The 18,204-nt window shown below is 42.3% G+C and carries 14 protein-coding genes and 2 CRISPR repeat arrays; of the genes, 7 read left to right on the top strand and 7 right to left on the bottom strand.

Annotation, left to right across the window (positions count from 1 at the left end; all coding sequences use genetic code 11):
• Positions 1-43 precede the first annotated feature (43 nt).
• From cas3 to cas2, 3 genes are read left to right on the top strand one after another with little or no spacing between them, the layout of a single operon-like run.
• On the top strand, positions 44-2,740 hold the full coding sequence (gene cas3 / locus GK047_RS17820; protein ID WP_163949566.1) for a CRISPR-associated helicase Cas3': 2,697 nt from the start codon (positions 44-46) through the stop codon (positions 2,738-2,740).
• Positions 2,724-3,032 carry a CRISPR-associated endonuclease Cas1 gene (locus GK047_RS17815; protein WP_163949563.1) on the top strand — a complete coding sequence of 103 codons (309 nt, stop codon included), beginning with the start codon at positions 2,724-2,726 and terminating at the stop codon, positions 3,030-3,032. The genes cas3 and GK047_RS17815 overlap by 17 nt, the downstream gene beginning before the upstream one ends.
• 11 nt (positions 3,033-3,043) lie before the next feature.
• Positions 3,044-3,331, top strand: a complete 288-nt coding sequence (gene cas2 / locus GK047_RS17810; RefSeq protein WP_163949560.1) for a CRISPR-associated endonuclease Cas2 — start codon at positions 3,044-3,046, stop codon at positions 3,329-3,331.
• Between the two features lie 181 nt (positions 3,332-3,512).
• A CRISPR array of direct repeats spans positions 3,513-4,535; the repeat unit is 30 nt; unit sequence CTTTAACCGTAACACTAGGTGTATTGAAAC.
• Between the two features lie 604 nt (positions 4,536-5,139).
• On the opposite strand, the gene GK047_RS17805 is transcribed toward cas2, so the two are convergent.
• The 3 genes from GK047_RS17805 to GK047_RS17790 form a co-directional block, all read right to left on the bottom strand.
• On the bottom strand, positions 5,140-5,604 hold the full coding sequence (locus GK047_RS17805; RefSeq protein WP_163949557.1) for a MarR family winged helix-turn-helix transcriptional regulator: 465 nt from the start codon (positions 5,602-5,604) through the stop codon (positions 5,140-5,142).
• Between the two features lie 21 nt (positions 5,605-5,625).
• Positions 5,626-6,432: an N-acyl homoserine lactonase family protein gene (locus GK047_RS17800; protein WP_163949554.1), complete on the bottom strand. Its 807-nt coding sequence runs from the start codon at positions 6,430-6,432 to the stop codon at positions 5,626-5,628.
• A 442-nt stretch (positions 6,433-6,874) separates the two neighbouring features.
• A CRISPR array of direct repeats spans positions 6,875-7,559; the repeat unit is 30 nt; unit sequence CTTTAACCGTAACACTAGGTGTATTGAAAC.
• Between the two features lie 842 nt (positions 7,560-8,401).
• Positions 8,402-8,755, bottom strand: coding sequence for a hypothetical protein (locus GK047_RS17790; protein ID WP_163949548.1), 354 nt, complete (start codon positions 8,753-8,755; stop codon positions 8,402-8,404).
• 320 nt (positions 8,756-9,075) lie between these two features.
• Here GK047_RS17790 and GK047_RS17785 point away from each other — a divergent pair, with 320 nt between their 5' ends.
• Together GK047_RS17785 and GK047_RS17780 are read left to right on the top strand one after the other, a co-directional pair.
• Positions 9,076-10,032: a 3'-5' exoribonuclease YhaM family protein gene (locus GK047_RS17785; protein WP_163949545.1), complete on the top strand. Its 957-nt coding sequence runs from the start codon at positions 9,076-9,078 to the stop codon at positions 10,030-10,032.
• Between the two features lie 118 nt (positions 10,033-10,150).
• Positions 10,151-12,127 (top strand): sensor histidine kinase, encoded by a 1,977-nt coding sequence (locus GK047_RS17780; RefSeq protein WP_163949542.1) that lies wholly within the window; start codon positions 10,151-10,153, stop codon positions 12,125-12,127.
• A 58-nt stretch (positions 12,128-12,185) separates the two neighbouring features.
• On the opposite strand, the gene GK047_RS17775 is transcribed toward GK047_RS17780, so the two are convergent.
• The 3 genes from GK047_RS17775 to GK047_RS17765 all read right to left on the bottom strand — a co-directional run bounded on the left by GK047_RS17775 (position 12,186) and on the right by GK047_RS17765 (position 14,231).
• Entirely contained in the window at positions 12,186-12,422 is a 237-nt protein-coding gene (locus GK047_RS17775) for an NHLP leader peptide family RiPP precursor (protein WP_163949689.1), read from the bottom strand.
• 124 nt (positions 12,423-12,546) lie between these two features.
• Positions 12,547-13,494 carry a hypothetical protein gene (locus tag GK047_RS17770; protein WP_163949540.1) on the bottom strand — a complete coding sequence of 316 codons (948 nt, stop codon included), beginning with the start codon at positions 13,492-13,494 and terminating at the stop codon, positions 12,547-12,549.
• 17 nt (positions 13,495-13,511) lie between these two features.
• Positions 13,512-14,231 (bottom strand): FadR/GntR family transcriptional regulator, encoded by a 720-nt coding sequence (locus tag GK047_RS17765; protein WP_163949537.1) that lies wholly within the window; start codon positions 14,229-14,231, stop codon positions 13,512-13,514.
• 109 nt (positions 14,232-14,340) lie between these two features.
• Here GK047_RS17765 and GK047_RS17760 point away from each other — a divergent pair, with 109 nt between their 5' ends.
• Together GK047_RS17760 and GK047_RS17755 are read left to right on the top strand one after the other, a co-directional pair.
• The gene (locus GK047_RS17760; protein ID WP_163949533.1) at positions 14,341-15,756 is read left to right on the top strand and encodes an FAD-binding oxidoreductase; all 1,416 of its coding nucleotides are present in this window, start codon (positions 14,341-14,343) and stop codon (positions 15,754-15,756) included.
• Positions 15,753-17,123 (top strand): (Fe-S)-binding protein, encoded by a 1,371-nt coding sequence (locus GK047_RS17755; protein ID WP_163949526.1) that lies wholly within the window; start codon positions 15,753-15,755, stop codon positions 17,121-17,123. The genes GK047_RS17760 and GK047_RS17755 overlap by 4 nt, the downstream gene beginning before the upstream one ends.
• A 150-nt stretch (positions 17,124-17,273) precedes the next feature.
• Here GK047_RS17755 and murQ read toward each other — a convergent pair whose 3' ends face one another.
• Positions 17,274-18,185 (bottom strand): N-acetylmuramic acid 6-phosphate etherase, encoded by a 912-nt coding sequence (gene murQ, locus GK047_RS17750; RefSeq protein ID WP_163949523.1) that lies wholly within the window; start codon positions 18,183-18,185, stop codon positions 17,274-17,276.
• Positions 18,186-18,204: the final 19 nt, after the last annotated feature.

Raw genomic sequence — 18,204 nt, 5'->3', positions numbered from 1 at the left:
AAGTTAATAAGGATAAGTAGACAAGATTGGCTGGAGGTCATATATGCAGGCGATTGGCACTTATTTGATACCAGGAGCAGATAAGATCCTGCTGGCGCATACCCCAAGAGAAGGGGAGGATAAGCTGCCAGAAACGCTTATCGCTCATTCGGACTTGGTGCTAAGCTTCGCTGAGAAGCTTAGCGTCGTGAATGGCTTAACCGCCTCGATGGAACGGGCTGTTCAGCAATTGAAGGTTCATGATATAGGGTTGGAGCCTGCTGCACAGCAGCAAATTCGTGTGTGGTTCACGCAAGCGATATACCTGCATGATCTGGGCAAGATTAACCCTGTGTTTCAAAAGAAAAAAATACGCAACAAGGAGATCGCCAAGCTTGACGTCACAGGCGATACGAAGCATGCGCTGCTATCCGCATTGTTGTATTTGCATATCCTTTTGCCAGAGGTCGAGCAAACGGTATACGCCAGTGATTTCAATCGAAATCGTTCTGTCTGTAAGTTCATGAAGCATATACTGTATGTATTCGCTTACATTATATCCAGGCACCATACGTATTTGGGCCATAATGAAGAGCTGGTTGGCGAATTGACTCGGTTTGAGAAGGATTTACAAAATCTCCAAGAGCAGCTTGTCCGCTATCCCGATTATTTACACTATTACAAGGATAAGACGAGCTTGCTCGAGCAGCTCTTAGACAAGAATCAATCGATTGTATCGCAGATTTGTGTTAGACAGGGTGAACGGCTTGCAAAAATTCATTCGCCGTTTCCTTTCTATGTCTTATCTAAGCTGCTTTATTCCACGATGGTCGCTTGTGATTTCTATGCCACGCATGCCTATGATACGGGGATAGAATTTCCTTTTCGCTATTTCGGACAAGACTACCCTCTTGAGCCTATTCTGAAGTCCTATAAGATGACCAAGCTTTATCATAGTGTACAAACATATCGTGAAAATCCGGTCGCTTCACAGCTGGCGCCGATCAATAAGCTTCGCTCTGAGCTATTTCTGGAGACGGAGAAACAACTGCAACTTCAGATGAAGAAGCAGTTTATTTATTATTTGGAGGCACCTACAGGATCAGGTAAGACGTTCATGTCGCTGAATCTCGCGCTCCAATTGCTAGATGGCGAGCTTGGACTGAATAAGCTGCTCTACATTTTTCCATTTAACGCCTTAATTGAGCAGACCAAACAGGAACTAGATAAGATATTCCCGGCAGAGATGCAGAAGCGTTATCGGATGAGCGTTGTGAATTCGGTAACACCGATTGTAACCGAACAAGAGCTATGGGCTGACCAAGCTCGGACGAATGATAACGACGAGGAAGAGCCTGATTGGAAACCAGATTATAAGGATGAGCTTATGCAAAGGCAAATGCTGCAATATCCCGTTACCTTGACCTCTCATGTGAATTTTTTTAATTACTTGTTCGGGATGGGAAGGGAGTCGAATCTAGCATTTACACACTTATGCAACAGTGTCATTATTCTGGATGAAATTCAGAGCTATCGCAACGAAATATGGAAGGAAATCATTCATTTCCTGCGCGCCTTCGCCGAGATTCTGAATATGCGTATTATTATCATGTCGGCTACGCTGCCTCAGTTAGACCTACTCATCGAGGAGCAAGAAGTGACGACTTGCGTATTAGTCCCTCAGCGTGAGCATTATTTTCATAATCCGCTATTTCGCAATCGAGTGACAGTCCACACAGATCTTCTAATTAATTATAAGGAAATTAATGAGGATCAGCTGTTGGAAGCCGTGCAAGAAGTGTTGGAGGAGCGTAAATCCACGGGAAGATCAACCCGCTTGTTAATCGAGTTCATTACGAAAAAAACAGCTAGAAGTTTTTATCAACGTCTTCAAAACCTTGCATTAGGAATTCCACTATATGAGCTAACTGGTGATGACAACAATTTGTTGCGGAAAAAAGTGTTAGCACAGTTAGGTAAGGATCAAGATAATAACTTCTTACTGCCTGATGCGATTGTAGTGGCTACACAGGTTATTGAAGCGGGTGTCGATATCGATATGGATATTGGCTTTAAGGATATCTCCATGCTAGATAGCGAAGAGCAGTTTCTCGGGCGGATTAACCGCTCTTGCCTTCGGGAAGATTGCCATGGCTATTTTTTCAATATGATTGAAGCAAGCAAAGTTTATAGGAAGGATTGGCGTACGGAGCGTGATCTACGATCACCTGAGTATCAGCGTATGTTAGTAGAGAAGGATTTCAAGGGTTTCTATGCATTGTGTATGCGTAGATTGAATGAGAGCCGTGCCAAGGGAAATGACGATAACTGGGCCAATTTTCTGAGGGATGTTCAACAATTGAACTTTCCAAGCGTGGAGAAACAGATGCAGCTTATTACCAATAAGACGTATACCTTATTTATTGAGCACGATATTACCTATACGGACGAACAAGGAGATATTGTAAATCTTTGTGGCTCGGAGGTATGGGCCGAGTTCAAATATTGGATGAAGGATAAGGAAACAAACTATGAGGAACGAATGATTAAATTATCACAAGTGCGTGCCAAATTGGATCATTTCACCTATGTCTACGGTGTTCAGCGTGAGGCTAATCAAGGGCAACCTAAGATATACGATCATATCGTAGGCTCCCTATACTATGTGCGCGATGGGCAGAAATATATGATATGGGATGAGCTGACAGGTGCGATGAAGTTTGACAGAAGTGCTTATATGGGGGATGAGGAGTCGATTTGAGCCCTTTAAACCACTCATTGTGTTTCGCACGATCTTTGAAGTCATTAACAACAGGAAGCTTCAAATTAGCAAGCATTTCGATAAGAAACTTAATTACTGTCTGCTTAACGAGTCAGGGCGAGATGTTTTTATAACGGCTCTTGAGGAAAGGCTGCAAAAGGTTTTTGATCATGGCAAAATGAAACGCAAGATTAGTTATCTAACAGCGATTAAATACGATGCTTACAAGCTTAAGAAACATATTGTGGAAGGAACGTCATTCATGCCCTTTTTGGAAAAAGACCGGAAATGAGCTGATCATTCATGTCTAAAGGTAAAAATTATAACTATGTCATCTTGGTCTATGATATTGGCGAAAAACGTGTGGGCAAAGTGTATAAAATATGCAAGCAGTATCTGGTTCCGTTCCAGAAGTCAGTCTTCCGTGGGGAAATTACGCCTTCAAACCTAATCGCGCTTAGAGCTGCTTTGAAAAAAGTAATTGATGATAGCGTAGATTTCGTAGCTTTATTCAAAATGACTGGGGACTATGTTTTCGATGAAGAAGTGATTGGAGTTCGGTTGCATAATCAAGAATCGATGCTGCTCTAACGAATTTTTCCCAACCGTTGATGATAGACAACAGGGGTTGAGCCTTAGAGCCACATGGCTTGGAGGGGGATTGCGAGAGTAAATTCCCTGAAATCAATTTCGGTTGGGAAAAAATTGAGAAACCCTTGTGGCTGTAGTATTATTTGACTATAGCGATTTTGAAAAGCTTGATTTTACTGCCCTTTAACCGTAACACTAGGTGTATTGAAACTTTCTGAATCAGCAGCATATTTTGTCTAAGCAATGGAGCTTTAACCGTAACACTAGGTGTATTGAAACTATGTCGGAGCCTCTGGATTCCCTTCTATGGGTCCTCCTTTAACCGTAACACTAGGTGTATTGAAACTTCATAAAGAAATCAATCAATTTTACTGCGTCTGCCTTTAACCGTAACACTAGGTGTATTGAAACTTAGAAAACCTTGTTATTACTGGAAAAGTTGTTGTTCTTTAACCGTAACACTAGGTGTATTGAAACAGGATTTACAAAATATCATTTTAGCAAATACATTTACTTTAACCGTAACACTAGGTGTATTGAAACAATAAAGATAGCATCTTTTTTTGCCGAGAATGTGGGCTTTAACCGTAACACTAGGTGTATTGAAACCAAGGGGCGATGGTGATACAGAAAAAGGAAAATTCGGCTTTAGCCGTAACACTAGGTGTATTGAAACAAGCAGAATCACGCGTAATGAGCGCCGTTGAATCCACTTTAACCGTAACACTAGGTGTATTGAAACTTGCCTATTCCGGACTTATTTCTTGTTACAACAACTCTTTAACCGTAACACTAGGTGTATTGAAACTCAGGTAAAGAGTCCGTAATGCTGCGAAGCTCTGCCTTTAACCGTAACACTAGGTGTATTGAAACTCGAGTACATTCAAGCAGCGAGCGAAGCTACTCCAGCTTTAACCGTAACACTAGGTGTATTGAAACACCGAAGGGGCGAGAGCATTATTTTTGTATTGTTAACTTTAACCGTAACACTAGGTGTATTGAAACGGCTAAAATTCACGACTTAGCTAATGCTCAGCGTCCTTTAACCGTAACACTAGGTGTATTGAAACTTCACGGTCGTTTCGGCTGCGAGAGTACCCGCATTCGCTTTAACCGTAACACTAGGTGTATTGAAACTTCTTCGATGACTGTTACTCCCCTGAAAGGTCTGCTCCTTTAACCGTAACACTAGGTGTATTGAAACTCTGGAATGCTATCCATAAACGCAATTGCTCGTTTTCTTTAACCGTAACACACGTAATTCCGGTCTTGTCTTTTCGTGGAAGTTAACTAATAAAATTGGAGTTGAAGTTGTCAAATGCATCATCACTCTTTTTATGGTTATTTAGTTTAGCGTTCTATCTCTTTATTTTTAAGACCTTTTGCAAGTGATTTGTCTGATTCTAAATATCATCGGCTAACTTCCGCTCTTCAACAAACCAAACAACATCCAATCCTTTTTCTCGAAAGAAACGATCTCTTTTTGTGAACTGTGTAAGTGTTTTTTTGCCTCCGATGTCATGAACGTTCGTAATAATATTGATAGCACCCCTATAACGAAAGAGAGTATCAAGAAGAGGATAGAGATTTGCCCTTTTGAAAATGAAAGAAGCAATCCACCCGGCCCTCGCAAAGCAGGTGAATTGCTTCTTCAGAATGATCATTGACCTTCGCATCCGCCCAGTTAATGCAACTTTCTACATTTATTATAGCTTGAAGATGATTTATTTCAAAGTGTCTTAGCGTATGCAAAATCGGCGGATTCATCCCTTGTGACACAATTTACCGCGCTTTCTGAAAGGCAAGCTTTATAGATAACCGCGATGAATCAAAGTTTCGTGTATAGGGAAATCTTTAAGGAATTTTCCTAATTTATCATTAATAACTTGCATCTCTTTTTCAGACAACTGCTTTTCAATCCAACCATAAACCTCTCCTTCAATAATCTTTACTTTTTCCGCTGCTTCCTGCCCTTTAATCGTCAGCTGCAGCAGAACAAATCTTGAATCCTCAGGATGAATCATTTTCTCAATCCATCCATCCTTTACCATGCGTTCAACCAATCTTGATGGACTGCCTGTTTCGCAAATCAGCAGATTTCCTAAATCCTTTAAAGTTAACGGTTGCCTAAGTTCTAACACACTGATCACCTCTGCATAGGAAGGGGTAAATCCTGTTTTGTTCAGAAGTGCATGAAACATTCGGTTCCCTTGCCGTTGAACGGCCAGAATAAGGTATCGAAATTTTTCAACTTCTTTGACGGATGTATTCAAATAGATTCCTCCTGATCACAATCAGCCTATAATTTGCGGCTGTATCTCTGGATCATGATTCGCCATTGCTATCAGACAATCCTCTCTCTGGGAAAACTCACTTACCCAATTCAACGAACGTTGTGCATCGATTTTATTCGTCTTCGATCCAGGCAAAATGTTTTGAGTAAACGATGCTGCAGCATAACCTACATCGCTGGCCAATAACACCCACCCATTTCCGGTTTGAACCAACACGGAAAATTGGCCTGCGCTATGTCCTGGCGTATGAACAAGATAAACGGAACCGTCCTGAAAAAGATCAAGTCCCAGCTTATAGGGTCCGTAGGGGATTTCCGTTAGATGAAATGGAGTCAAATTCACACCGTTCCACATTGATTTTATATAACCGAACTCCTGCTGGGCTGCTTTCCATTCCAATTGACTGACCAATATTTTTTTAGCTTGGGAGACATGTTTAATCCCGCTGACATGATCCGAGTGTAAATGGGTCATCAGAACATAATCGATTTCGTTCGGCTTTATGCCGTAATTGGAAAGCTGCTCATGAACAGCTTGTCCTTCCGGCAACCTCCCTTTAAACACGGTTGAAGGAAGCAACCCGAGATGCTTTCTTTGATTCGTTCTCATCTCTTCATGCCATCCCGTATCCACTAAAATCAAACCTTTCGGATGCTCGATCAAGTAAACGGATACAGGAACCCAGCGCTTTTTTGCCTTCGGTCTTAACCATCCTGTATAGGGCATTGGATGAATCGTTTTTTCTTCGAATGCCAAGGCCTGATCAATATAGACTTCCCCTGTGTGCCAAACATGAATTTTCGACATGAGACATTCCTCTTTTCGCATTAAATTAAATGACACGTCATTTATTGTCAATGCTAATTGACCCATGATTTGTATGAACATTACTATACCCGAAGATGGTAGGTTCACAATGTTTGTTCGATAAATACAAAAAGGCTGTCTATGTAATTGACGGCCTTTTTGTGTTCATAACGGGTAGCATAGCTCTTCCGTTTTATTAAATAGTAGGAGTAATCTATCGATGGATTGCCTGAGACCTGACAGGAATCGATGCTGTTCTAGCGAATTTTTCCCAACCGTTGACGATGGACAACAGGGGATGAGCCTTAGAGCCGAATGGCTTGGAGGGGAATTGGGAGAGTTAATTTTCTAAAATCAATTTCGGTTGGGAAAAAATTGAGAAACCCTTGCGGCTGTAGTATTATTTGACTATAGCCATTTTGAAAAGCTTGATTTTACTGCCCTTTAACCGTAACACTAGGTGTATTGAAACGTAGTAAATGCAGCACGTGTATCATACGCTAAAGCTTTAACCGTAACACTAGGTGTATTGAAACATGGTCGCCGGAGGAAACAACGGTCGCCGAGCTGACTTTAACCGTAACACTAGGTGTATTGAAACTACCCGCGCGAAAAAGTTCCGCTAATCCGCTCAGGGCTTTAACCGTAACACTAGGTGTATTGAAACATCAGTGCTGGAGCAACTTTTCTAAATCAATTTGGCTTTAACCGTAACACTAGGTGTATTGAAACAACCGTTGGCAATAGCCATGAGTAAGTGAGTTTTCCCTTTAACCGTAACACTAGGTGTATTGAAACATGTAAGTCGATTCTTGACTCGCGCCATAAGTTGACTTTAACCGTAACACTAGGTGTATTGAAACAGCACTCCGTCAGCGATCAGGACAACGTCTCCGATTCTTTAACCGTAACACTAGGTGTATTGAAACATCAGTCCCGCCCGTTCCAGCACCAGTACACCATTTTCTTTAACCGTAACACTAGGTGTATTGAAACGAGTGAGCAATGAGGATAGTAACATATATATTATTCTTTAACCGTAACACTAGGTGTATTGAAACATGCTTATGGACGATTATAATAATCGGCTAAATAAGCTTTAACCGTAATACTAGGTGTAATAAAACATTGCAGGGAAACGATTAGGAATTTACTTTGTACACGCCGAATGTCGAGCAACATCGACAGTGAATAATCCATTTTTCCTGCCATAATGATCTTGTCCTCCTATCGTGAGAAAAGAGAAAGGCGGTTTAGACTTTGGGATGTATGTCTCGTGGGGATTCTTATGGAGGACATGTAAAACTTCATATCAGGTTTCCGAGTCTCTATCTTAATATAATCCATAAAAAAGATTATTTGCATATAATTGTTAATCATGTAGTATGAAACTAGATTGGTCGGCTGCGCAGCTATCAAATCTAAAGTTAAAATTCAACTATTTATAATTTCCTATGAAATGGGTAATAGAAACCTATTATTGCTTACTTTAGTTACGGTAATTGGCCTTTCTGCAAGTATGAGCTCTGTTGGTTATGCTCAGAGCGAGAACAACGCTTCAGCTGTACAAAAAGCATTTAGTAATACAGCCAGTGCAGTAAAGTACGGAGATACTTTAACTATTTCAAGACTTTCCCCCATTCCGGCGGATTGGGTTGTTACCTCTGTATATTCCGATAACGTTATATTACATATGTTGGCGGAGCCAAGCTCGGAGATCAGATAACCATTTCAAGACTATCCCCAATTCCAGCAGGATGGGTCGTTACATCCACATACCCTGATAACGTTATCATTACTTACAATGGTTAATCGGTGATAGGCAATAGATAGCTTACAATCAGTTCCTCGACTAGCTTCTGGCTAGCGGGGAATTGTTTTATTTTCAGGAGGGTAACCAAAAGGAATGGTTTAGATACAAAAAAAGGACAAACAACTGAGAGATTCAGTGTTGTCCTTTTTCTCATTATTAATACGCTGGATATAAGCTAACAGGTCCTAAACTACCATAAGAGCCTGGGAATTCACCTTTAATTACGTAGGTTCCTTGGGGGAGGTAACCAACGTTTTTCTCCACGGGGCTTGGAGTGACGGGGCCAATATTTACAGTAGTTGAGTAGACTTGGCTTAGTTGACCATTAGGTGCTTTGGAATAAAGCTTTAATTCGACGGTTTCGTTCGTAGTACTCCAAAGGCCGACGCTTATGCGATATTGTCCGGACTGGCTGACAGTCAAATCGTATGACGTTGCCGTATACGCAGCAGACACGCTAGTGGTTAGGGCAAATAAAGCAACTAGTACTAATAAAACTACTTTTTTCATTAATTTCACCTCCTTTCATAAAAAGGTATATATTTCTATTATATAAGAGGGATCACTTTGTGGTAGGGATAAATTATAACTATGAGAAGCAATAGGAGTATAAAGTGTCTAGTCCAAGCAAGAGAATGTTCAGCATTAGGATCGAAGACTTCAGTGTGTTCTTTATTGCCAAAAGGTAAACAGTCTAGGTACCTCTAGACGAAAGTCAGGGTTCGTGCTACCCTTCATCGATGAGGAAGAGGGATAAAAAACACTAAATATTATACGTTTGCTTACATAATCTAGTATAATATGGCTATCGTACTAGGGAGGAACTTATAATGACACTTATCAAACAACTACAACCACAAGACGAGTTCGTGGGCTACTATCTGCTGAAGGAACTGGAAGTCAAGCAAACGAATGCTACACCTGCGAAGGACTACTTCGATATCGTCTTGTGTGATTCTAGTGGACAAATATCCGCCAAATATTGGGATGCAAGCTCAACGGATAAAGAAACTTTTTTCCCTATGGGGTTGGTCAAGGTTCAGGGCTTGGTTCAGACGTACCGGGAAAAGCTTCAGGTGAAAATTACACGATTACGTAAGACAGGGCCCGAGGATGAGGTATCGGTTAAGGATTTCATTCGTTCTGCGCCTGTAAGTCCGATCGATCTGGTCAACACGATTAAAGTGGCCATGGAAAGTATTGTAGACCCCACAATAAAGAAGCTAGTATCCTTCTGTGTAGAAAAAGTAGAAGATAAGCTTATGCATTATCCTGCTGCGAAAACCCATCATCATGCTTATTTTGCAGGGCTCGCCTATCATATTGTAAGAATGCTGGAGCTTGGTGAATTTATAAGTAAGCAGCGGCCATTTCTGAATGAGGATCTAATCAAGGCAGGCATTATCCTTCACGATATTGCCAAGCCTGAGGAAATGATTGCGCAGCTCGGCATTGTTTCTGATTACAGCGTGCAGGGCAAACTGTTGGGACATATCTCGATGGCGTCGAATTGGATTACGGAGGCAGCGCTTCATCACGGTATTGATCTTACCTCCGATATCGTCATCGGGTTACAGCATATTGTGCTTGCCCATCATAATCTGGCAGAATGGGGCAGTCCTGTACAGCCTCAGATTGCGGAAGCGGTAGCGCTGCATTATATCGATTCCCTCGATGCCAAGCTTCAAATGGTAGAGGATTCACTTGAGCTTACACCAGAGAGCGAGCCTTGGACCCCGATGATCAGAGGGTTGGAGAATAAGGCGATGTATCGTTTGAAAATATAAAAGGGGGTTCTTTTGCCCAAAGAGAGCTATTTTTCATAAAAGCACCTCCCTAGGAATTATTCTAGGGGGGTGCTTTAGTATTATTTTCCTAATGAATACCTGTAGGAAAAGAAGGAATATGACGAATTTAGTCGAAATTTATATGGACTTGCTAATTACTGTAAATCTTCCTGGGAAGGTGTTTTTTTTGAAGATGAAATATAGATTGTTGTTTGTAGCTGTGCTGGCTTTCCTTATTGGTTGCGGTTTCATAGCTCCGCGAATAGATGCTGTCAGCCAAGATGAAAGCAAAACGATTCCAGAGTGGAGTATTATGTGGGGGGACGGGCCTGGGACGGTTGAGGAATTAATCAAGGGATCATCGTCATTAAACTGGCTTAATGTTTCAGACCGCAAATTTTTCCCGGAAAAACCTAAAAATATTTCTACAGCGTGGGCGAAAGCTCAGCTTCCGACCATACTGCCCGATCATTACGGGGTGTTTATTAATGAAATATTTGCTAAGCATCTTTGGGTGTACTTGGAAGATCAGTTGATTCAAGAGGTAAACTATAATTATGCCTATGATGTTCATCGCATCCTCATCCCACTAAGCAGTGAAGATGCGGGTAAAAATATTTATCTTAAAATGGAAACGAGTAAGGATCGTTTAGGGGTCCATTCTGATATAAAAATGGATCAATATACCAAATTAATGCAGATATTTGTCGTGAGTGATCTGGCTAATATTATATTAGGCTGTGCTTTTCTATTTATTGCGGGGATTATGTTAATTTGTTCGATTTTCTTAAAGAAAATTCAACTTGCTAGTTGGATTTCATTAAGCATAATGATTTTAACGATAGGCATCATTATTGCAACCTTCTCACCCTTTATGTTCACTAATTTCGAACGATATGGTGTTATTTTTATAGCGCTTTTTGATATCTCATTAGCGATTTTTTTACCTGCACTTAGTTTCTTTTTTGAGAAGGTATTTGAGAATGATAAACTGACGCTTATGCGTAGATTTAGGAAATTTCAAATGATTTACTCCGTCTTTTCTATTTTATGCATGATTATTAATCTAGCTTCTGATTACCGCTTCGCTAAGGTATACTTCTTAATTTCGGTAACTGTATTGGGATATATCATCTTGATTCAGCTTGTTTTATTAATCGGATATTCTGCTATATTTGCAAAAAGAGGCAATAAGGATGCTATTATTTTCTCATCGGGTTTTGCTCTTATGGCTCTTATGGGAATTATTGATCTTGTTTGGTACTATAGCAGTTCACAGACGTACCAGGTCTTTTTGTGGAAATGGGGTATTGTTGGTTTTATTATCTCTCTCATTGTTATATTAGGTAGACGATTCGCTGCCTATCAAGATCTTATGTTAAATTATTCGAAAGAACTTGAATTCTATAATCAACAGCTGCAACTTTCTGAGAAAATGGAAATGATTAGCTCGCTAGCAGCCTCTGTAGCACATGAGGTTAGAAATCCGCTCCAGGTCACTCGTGGTTTTCTACAACTAGTAGCTAAGAGTGCAACCGATAAGAACAAGGAATATATGGGTATCGCAATAGAAGAGTTGGATCGAGCTTCTAATATTATTACGGACTTCCTCACATTTGCGAAGCCACAATTGGATGAAATAACAGAGTTGAATATTTATAAAGAATTGAAGCAAATTGAAGGCATTATTCTACCTCTAGCGACGTTACATGGGGGAGGGGTGTCGTTAAATATTCCTCAAGAGCTCTATATCCAAGGAAACTCTTCGAAGCTAAAGCAGGCATTTATTAATATTATTAAGAATAGCATCGAGGCTTTTCGTGACGAAGGGCAAATTCACATCTGGGCATATGAAGAAAGCGACCAAGTGTTTATTCATATAAAGGATAATGGAGAGGGAATAGAGCCTTCGAAAATAGCTAAATTAGGAGAGCCTTACTTTTCAACGAAAACAAAGGGGACAGGTCTTGGATTAATGGTTACGTTCCGCATTATTGAGGTTATGAAAGGATCAATCGTCTTCAAAAGTCAGAAGAATATAGGGACGGAAGTTATTATTCGCTTTCCCACTTTAAATACCCATGCTAGTAAATAAGAAAGGTATTTCACTTTAATTAGTGAGATACCTTTTTAATATTCATTGATATAATCGACTACCACATGTCTTTTAAGGGTGCTGTACCGTTCAATGCTTCTGCTGGATTAACTGGAATGACAAGAACATTTTGATTAGGAGTTTCTTCGACCGTTTTAATTTCAATATTGTCAGGGATAACGATACCAAATGCTTCTTTAAGGGCTGCTTTAGGATCTGAAAGTAACTGCGCTTTGAATGAAGCATCTTCCCATGCCTTTTGAATAATTTTTGCTTTTAACTCTTCTGCTGACATCATAATCACTCCTACATTTCTGGGTATATTTTCCTACGCGAAAAGCATACCATGAAATTCCGACATAATCTATCACATTTTTTATTTTCGACATTTCGATGAGGTGATTATAGTTCTTTAGTCTTTACCCTTGTTCGTTGACTTTAGATAATAAATTGTGAAATCCGCCTAATGCCAGCACTTGTCTGTTTTTTGTGATCTGATCCCCATCTGCAAGTAGCTTCTCAATTAAATACTCGTGAAACGCATATAACTGCGGCAAATGTGCCTGAAGTCCCAGATTTAAAAGTAGCTGGTGAGTCGTTGAGGCAACCTGAGCGTATAGACCTACAAAGTCGTGAACATAGACTTGTTGTTTAATTACTTCTTTAGACAGAGGAATATGTAAGGGGAGCTTCAGATGAGCGTGAAGCATGGCTAATAAACAGTTATAGGACGCATCTTCCAAATCCTGCTCCCAATCTGCCCAATCATCCAACATTTGTAGGGTTACAAGGACATGTTCGATAGCCCGTGATACCTCTGAGACCAGTTGTGTACGATTTGAGAGCAGCAAGGCTCCCGTGCTAGCAATCTTAACAGGACTAGCTTTCTTGGCGACCATGCGGATGTCGTTCATGAAATAATTGGCCTGGCTCTCATTCGTTACCGCGTCGGACCATTCTATGACATATTCGTTGTAATAGGTCCAAAATGGGGATTCTGATGGGAATAAATCTCTATAAATAGTAAGAAACTGTAGATAAAATAAGTTGCCTGAGGGAAGTTTTTCTTTATGCTCGCTTGTTGAGGAGTCCATGATATCGTCTTGGATAAAAAAGTAGAGCATCCCGAAAATATTAGCCAGAGAAAACTTTTTAATCGTTTCTGGTAGTAAAGGAGTCAAATCCGACATCCAGAAGGGAAGCAGGTAACAAATATAATTTTTAGTACTGTCTTCCTTGCTAGCGTCAAATTTGGCGAGATAGTCTAGACCAAGGCGATCTAAAGGTGCTGGAAACTTGCTAATAATGCGTTCTGATTCAGTAAATACTTCGGTTAGTTGATCTTTGTATGCTTCAAACCAATTCATCTGTCATCTGTTCCTTTCTATGTACCCGCCTGTAATTTCTCCAAGACGAATTCCACCTTCAATAAATGCTCCATCATTCGTTCCGCTGCCAAGGCTTCATTCTGGGCAAGAATCGCTTCAAAGATGCCAATATGCTCCAAAAGAAGCTGCTGACCAGAGGCTAATTCGGAGAAAAACCAAAGTTTGCGAGAATCCCCCATGCTTTCTTGCAGCCTTTTGGTCAAGGAATCCATCATTTGAATGAGCAGTGAATTATGTGAGGCTTGGGCAACAAGCAAATGAAACTGAACGTCCGCCTCTTCGGAGGCTTGTTCATTTTGCAACATTTCTTGCATGTAGGTAAGGATATGTTTCATTTGTTCTAAGTCATTTTCGGTTCTGCGTTTTGCTGCAAGCGAAGCGCAGCCGGTTTCAATATATTTGCGGATTTCGAGTATTTCCTGGAGAGATTCCTTTCTATGAAAGAAATCGCCAATTGCAGGCATCTCCTCCGATGGGAGCACTTTACTAACGAAGGTGCCTCCGCCATGGCGAATATCAATGAAGCCCATCGCTTTTAAGGCGCTTAATGCTTCTCGAATGGTAGAACGTCCTATATTAAAGGCTGCAGCCAAGTCAACAACAGATGGCAGACGATAACCAGGCTCATATTGCCCGGATTCAATACGCTGCTTGAGCTCTGTTAGTACGATGTCCGAGCTTTTTTGCGGTTTAACAGATGGAAACGAAGATGACATGTCGGACCTCCCTGCTTCTATATATACATCTATTCAAGCATACGCTATAATAGTTGAAAAGTCATCAGATGACCTGTTCATTTAACAATCGATTGAAGGGAGCTTGGTTATGTTAGCAGAATTTCAACGTAAACATCTTCGTCAGATTGTGGGCGATGCTTGGTATAAAGACGATGCTGAAGCGTTAGTCACCCATTCCTACGATGCGACACCTATGGTGCAGAGGCTTCCGGACGGTGTTATTTATCCGGCAACTCGTGAAGAAGTGTCTGCGATACTCAAGCTTGCCAATGAACATAAGATTCCAATTGTCGGACGCGGAGCGGGAAGCAATCTATGCGGAGGAACGGTTGCCATGGAAGGCGGAATCGTGATGGTTATGAACCGTATGAATCGATTGATCGAGATTGATCGGGACAATCTGACGGCGACTTTCCAACCCGGACTCAATACCAAAGAGTTTCATCTTGCGGTTGAGGAACTTGGTTTATTTTATCCCCCTGATCCAAGTAGCATGGTGATCTCCACCTTGGGTGGAAACATCATGGAGTGCGCAGGGGGACTTCGGGGTTTAAAGTACGGGACGACGAAGGATTATGTCATTGGTCTGGAAGCTGTGCTGCCATCGGGCGAAATTATTCGTACAGGCGGTAAACTTTATAAGGATGTAGCCGGCTATGATTTGACCAAACTGCTTGTGGGGTCCGAGGGGACGCTAGCCATAATAACAGAAGCTACGGTGAAGTTGTTGCCAGCTCCGAAGTATAAGAAGACGATGCTGGCGATGTATGCGGATATTTACGCCGCAGCGAGGACGGTTTCTGCTATCGTTGGTCAGCAGATGATTCCGGCAACGCTAGAATTTATTGATAACCCAACGCTTCGAGTTGTGGAAGCGTTTAATAAAATCGGTCTACCTTTGGATATGGAGGCTGTGCTACTCATTGAACAGGACGGCAGCGATATGTCCGTAGTCGAAAAGGAAATAGAAGCAATTACCCGCATTTGTAAGGAGCAAGGGGCGGCTGAGGTCAAAATTGCCAGCAGCGCGCAAGAGGCAGAGAGGCTCATGATGGCACGGCGCAGCGCCTTGTCAACGTTAGCGAGAATTCGTCCGACGACGATTCTTGAAGACGCGACTGTTCCACGCTCCAAAATCGCGGATATGGTTATTGAAATTAATCAGATTGCCAAGAAATACGATGTGCAGATCTGTACATTTGGCCACGCGGGGGATGGCAATCTCCATCCGACCTGTACGACTGACGCGCGTGATCCTGATGAGATTCATCGTGTGGAGCAAGCCTTTGAGGAGATTTTCGAAGCGGCCATTCGACTTGGCGGCACAATTACGGGAGAGCATGGTGTGGGTATGATGAAAGCTCCATACTTGGAATGGAAGGTTGGAGCGGCAGGCATTGAGGTGATGAAAGGGATTAAACGTGCGTTCGATCCTAACAATATCATGAATCCAGGCAAAATATTTGCCAAGGAAACACGCAAAAGGAGGATCGTTCAGCGATGAATGAAGCGATCTCAATAAAGTCCCGAATAGCGGAGTCTAGCCCTCATCCATTAGCGGAGAGACTGAAGCTCACGCTTAATTATGATGAGCTGAGCAACTGCATACGCTGCGGCTTCTGTCAGCCAGCTTGTCCAACGTTCAAAGAAACAGGCTTGGAAGCCGCATCTCCACGGGGAAGAATTGCGTTAATGAAGGCGGTTGTCGACGAGCTTATGGTACCAGACAGCTCGTTTGTAAAGCAGATGGATCTTTGTCTTGGGTGCCGGGCCTGTGAACCGGTGTGCCCCGCTGATGTGAAGTACGGCCAGTTGCTGGAAGCTACGCGCGATGCGATCGAAAAGCATACCGTACATCGCTGGTGGATCAAGCCGATCCGCAAGGTCGCCTTCCAACAATTGTTCCCTCATCAGAAAAGAATGCGCTTGCTTGGTTCTGCGCTTCAACTCTATCAACGTTCTGGCATTCAGGGACTCTTACGCAAATTCGGCGTGATGAGCTTATTTCCGGAAACCATGAGTCAAATGGAAAGGATTTTGCCAGCGGCTTCTTCTAAAGGTGTAGTGGAACAGCTTGGGACTTATGTGCCTGCCAAAAATGGATTGAAACCTATTGCAACAGTCGGAATGTTTCGAGGGTGTATCATGGATGTGCTCTTCACGGAAACGAATCTGAATACGGTGAAGCTTTTGTCCGAAGCTGGTTTTGATGTGATCATACCTGAAACACAGAACTGTTGCGGAGCTTTGCACGCTCATAGCGGTGAGCTCGAGCAAGCGAAGAATCTGGCAAGAAAAAATATAGATGCTTTCGCAGCAGCGGGCGTAGATTATATCATCTCGAATGCTGGCGGCTGCGGAGCCATTCTAGTTGAATACGGTCACTTGCTACACAATGATCGTGACTATGCGGAAGCCGCAATAAGGTTCGCCGAGAACGTCAAAGATGTTAGTCAGATTTTAATGGAAAAAGGTCATATACCGAAGTTTTCAATGAGCAACGGGTCTACAGGCAAGGGGGAAGCAGCTATTACTTATCAAGATTCTTGTCATTTGCGCAATGTCATGAAAGCAGGCAATGCTCCGCGAGATTTGATGGATCGAATCGAAGGCGCTCAGTTGGTTGAGCTTAGAGGAGCGGATCGATGCTGTGGTTCAGCAGGAATCTATAACTTGCTTCAACCGGAGATGTCCATGGATATCTTGGACCATAAGATGGAGCATGTGAAGGAAACGAAAGCGCACTACCTGCTAACCTCCAATCCAGGCTGCTTGCTGCAAATGAAGCTGGGCATAGAGCGAGAACAGATGACAGATCATATGAAGGCTGTGCATATTGTCGATTTTCTTTACGAACATTTAGCGAAATGACCGATACATCGCTTCTATTCAAATTATTCGTTATGTGGGTGTATGTTTTCAAATGCGGGGAATTGTAAGCGAAAAAGAAAAATCCGTCCCAAGCTGGGGACGGATTTTAGGATATACTCTCTTTTTGAAATGGTTAATACGAGTCTCTTTTTACACGTCAGCAGCCAGCTTGATGGCCTGACGTACGAATCCGTCCGATTGGGTCAGCATATTGCGAGCCTCTTTGGCGCTGACTTTGGCTAGGAGCATCACGATTGCTGTTTTGACATGTCCATCGGCAGCTGTGTAAGCCGTATGCACATCTTCTTCGGAAGCGCCAGTTGCCATACCTATAATGCGTTTGGAGCGGAAAATCAATTTCGCGTTCGATGGATGCAGGTCGACCATCAGATTCTGATATACTTTGCCTACTCGGATCATGGCTGTTGTTGATAACATGTTCAGGATCAGCTTCTGGGCAGTTCCTGATTTCATACGAGTCGATCCGAGGATGACCTCTGGTCCGACGACAGCTTCAAGCATAAGTTGAGCAAGTGCAATCATAGGTGTACCGTGATTATTGCACAGTCCAATGACCGTAGCCCCAAGCTCGCGAGAGCGCTTCATCGCGCCAAGTACATAAGGTGTGCGGCCACTGGCAGCAATACCGATTACGACATCATGCTTACCGACGCCATGCGTATTCATATCCTGCGCGCCTAACTCTTCGTTATCTTCCGCCCCTTCTACCGCATCTTTAATTGCTCGCTCCCCCCCAGCAATAAGACCTTGAACAAGAGTAGGGTCCGTCCCGAACGTCGGCGGGCATTCGGAGGCATCCAGGATGCCTATTCTTCCGCTCGAGCCAGCTCCAACATAGAACAATCGACCACCCTTGCCAAAGGCTTCTACGATATAATCAGCCGCTTGAGCGATTTGTGGGAGAATGCTTTGGATGACGTCGGCGACTTGACGATCTTCATTATTGATGAGCGCGACAATTTGCTCGGAGGTAAGTTGATCAATCGTACTTGTATTCAGATTCGGTTGTTCGGTTGTCAATTCATTTAACAAATGATGCATCAACGGACACTCCTTTCAC

The sequence above is a fragment of the Paenibacillus sp. SYP-B3998 genome (assembly GCF_010820665.1).
Lineage (GTDB): Bacteria > Bacillota > Bacilli > Paenibacillales > NBRC-103111 > Paenibacillus_E.
Note: the sequence above shows the minus strand (reverse complement) of the source record. Positions and strands in the feature narration are given on the sequence as shown.

What these genes read in the sequence shown, in the direction of transcription:
- cas2 (WP_163949560.1), top strand. Translation starts at nt 3,044, where the DNA reads ATGTCTAAAGGTAAAAATTATAACTATGTCATCTTGGTCTATGATATT.
- GK047_RS17790 (WP_163949548.1), bottom strand. Translation starts at nt 8,755, where the DNA reads ATGAAAAAAGTAGTTTTATTAGTACTAGTTGCTTTATTTGCCCTAACC.
- GK047_RS17785 (WP_163949545.1), top strand. Translation starts at nt 9,076, where the DNA reads ATGACACTTATCAAACAACTACAACCACAAGACGAGTTCGTGGGCTAC.
- GK047_RS17755 (WP_163949526.1), top strand. Translation starts at nt 15,753, where the DNA reads ATGAATGAAGCGATCTCAATAAAGTCCCGAATAGCGGAGTCTAGCCCT.
- GK047_RS17770 (WP_163949540.1), bottom strand. Translation starts at nt 13,494, where the DNA reads ATGAATTGGTTTGAAGCATACAAAGATCAACTAACCGAAGTATTTACT.
- GK047_RS17800 (WP_163949554.1), bottom strand. Translation starts at nt 6,432, where the DNA reads ATGTCGAAAATTCATGTTTGGCACACAGGGGAAGTCTATATTGATCAG.
- GK047_RS17775 (WP_163949689.1), bottom strand. Translation starts at nt 12,422, where the DNA reads ATGTCAGCAGAAGAGTTAAAAGCAAAAATTATTCAAAAGGCATGGGAA.
- cas3 (WP_163949566.1), top strand. Translation starts at nt 44, where the DNA reads ATGCAGGCGATTGGCACTTATTTGATACCAGGAGCAGATAAGATCCTG.
- GK047_RS17815 (WP_163949563.1), top strand. Translation starts at nt 2,724, where the DNA reads ATGAGGAGTCGATTTGAGCCCTTTAAACCACTCATTGTGTTTCGCACG.
- murQ (WP_163949523.1), bottom strand. Translation starts at nt 18,185, where the DNA reads ATGCATCATTTGTTAAATGAATTGACAACCGAACAACCGAATCTGAAT.
- GK047_RS17760 (WP_163949533.1), top strand. Translation starts at nt 14,341, where the DNA reads ATGTTAGCAGAATTTCAACGTAAACATCTTCGTCAGATTGTGGGCGAT.
- GK047_RS17780 (WP_163949542.1), top strand. Translation starts at nt 10,151, where the DNA reads ATGACGAATTTAGTCGAAATTTATATGGACTTGCTAATTACTGTAAAT.
- GK047_RS17765 (WP_163949537.1), bottom strand. Translation starts at nt 14,231, where the DNA reads ATGTCATCTTCGTTTCCATCTGTTAAACCGCAAAAAAGCTCGGACATC.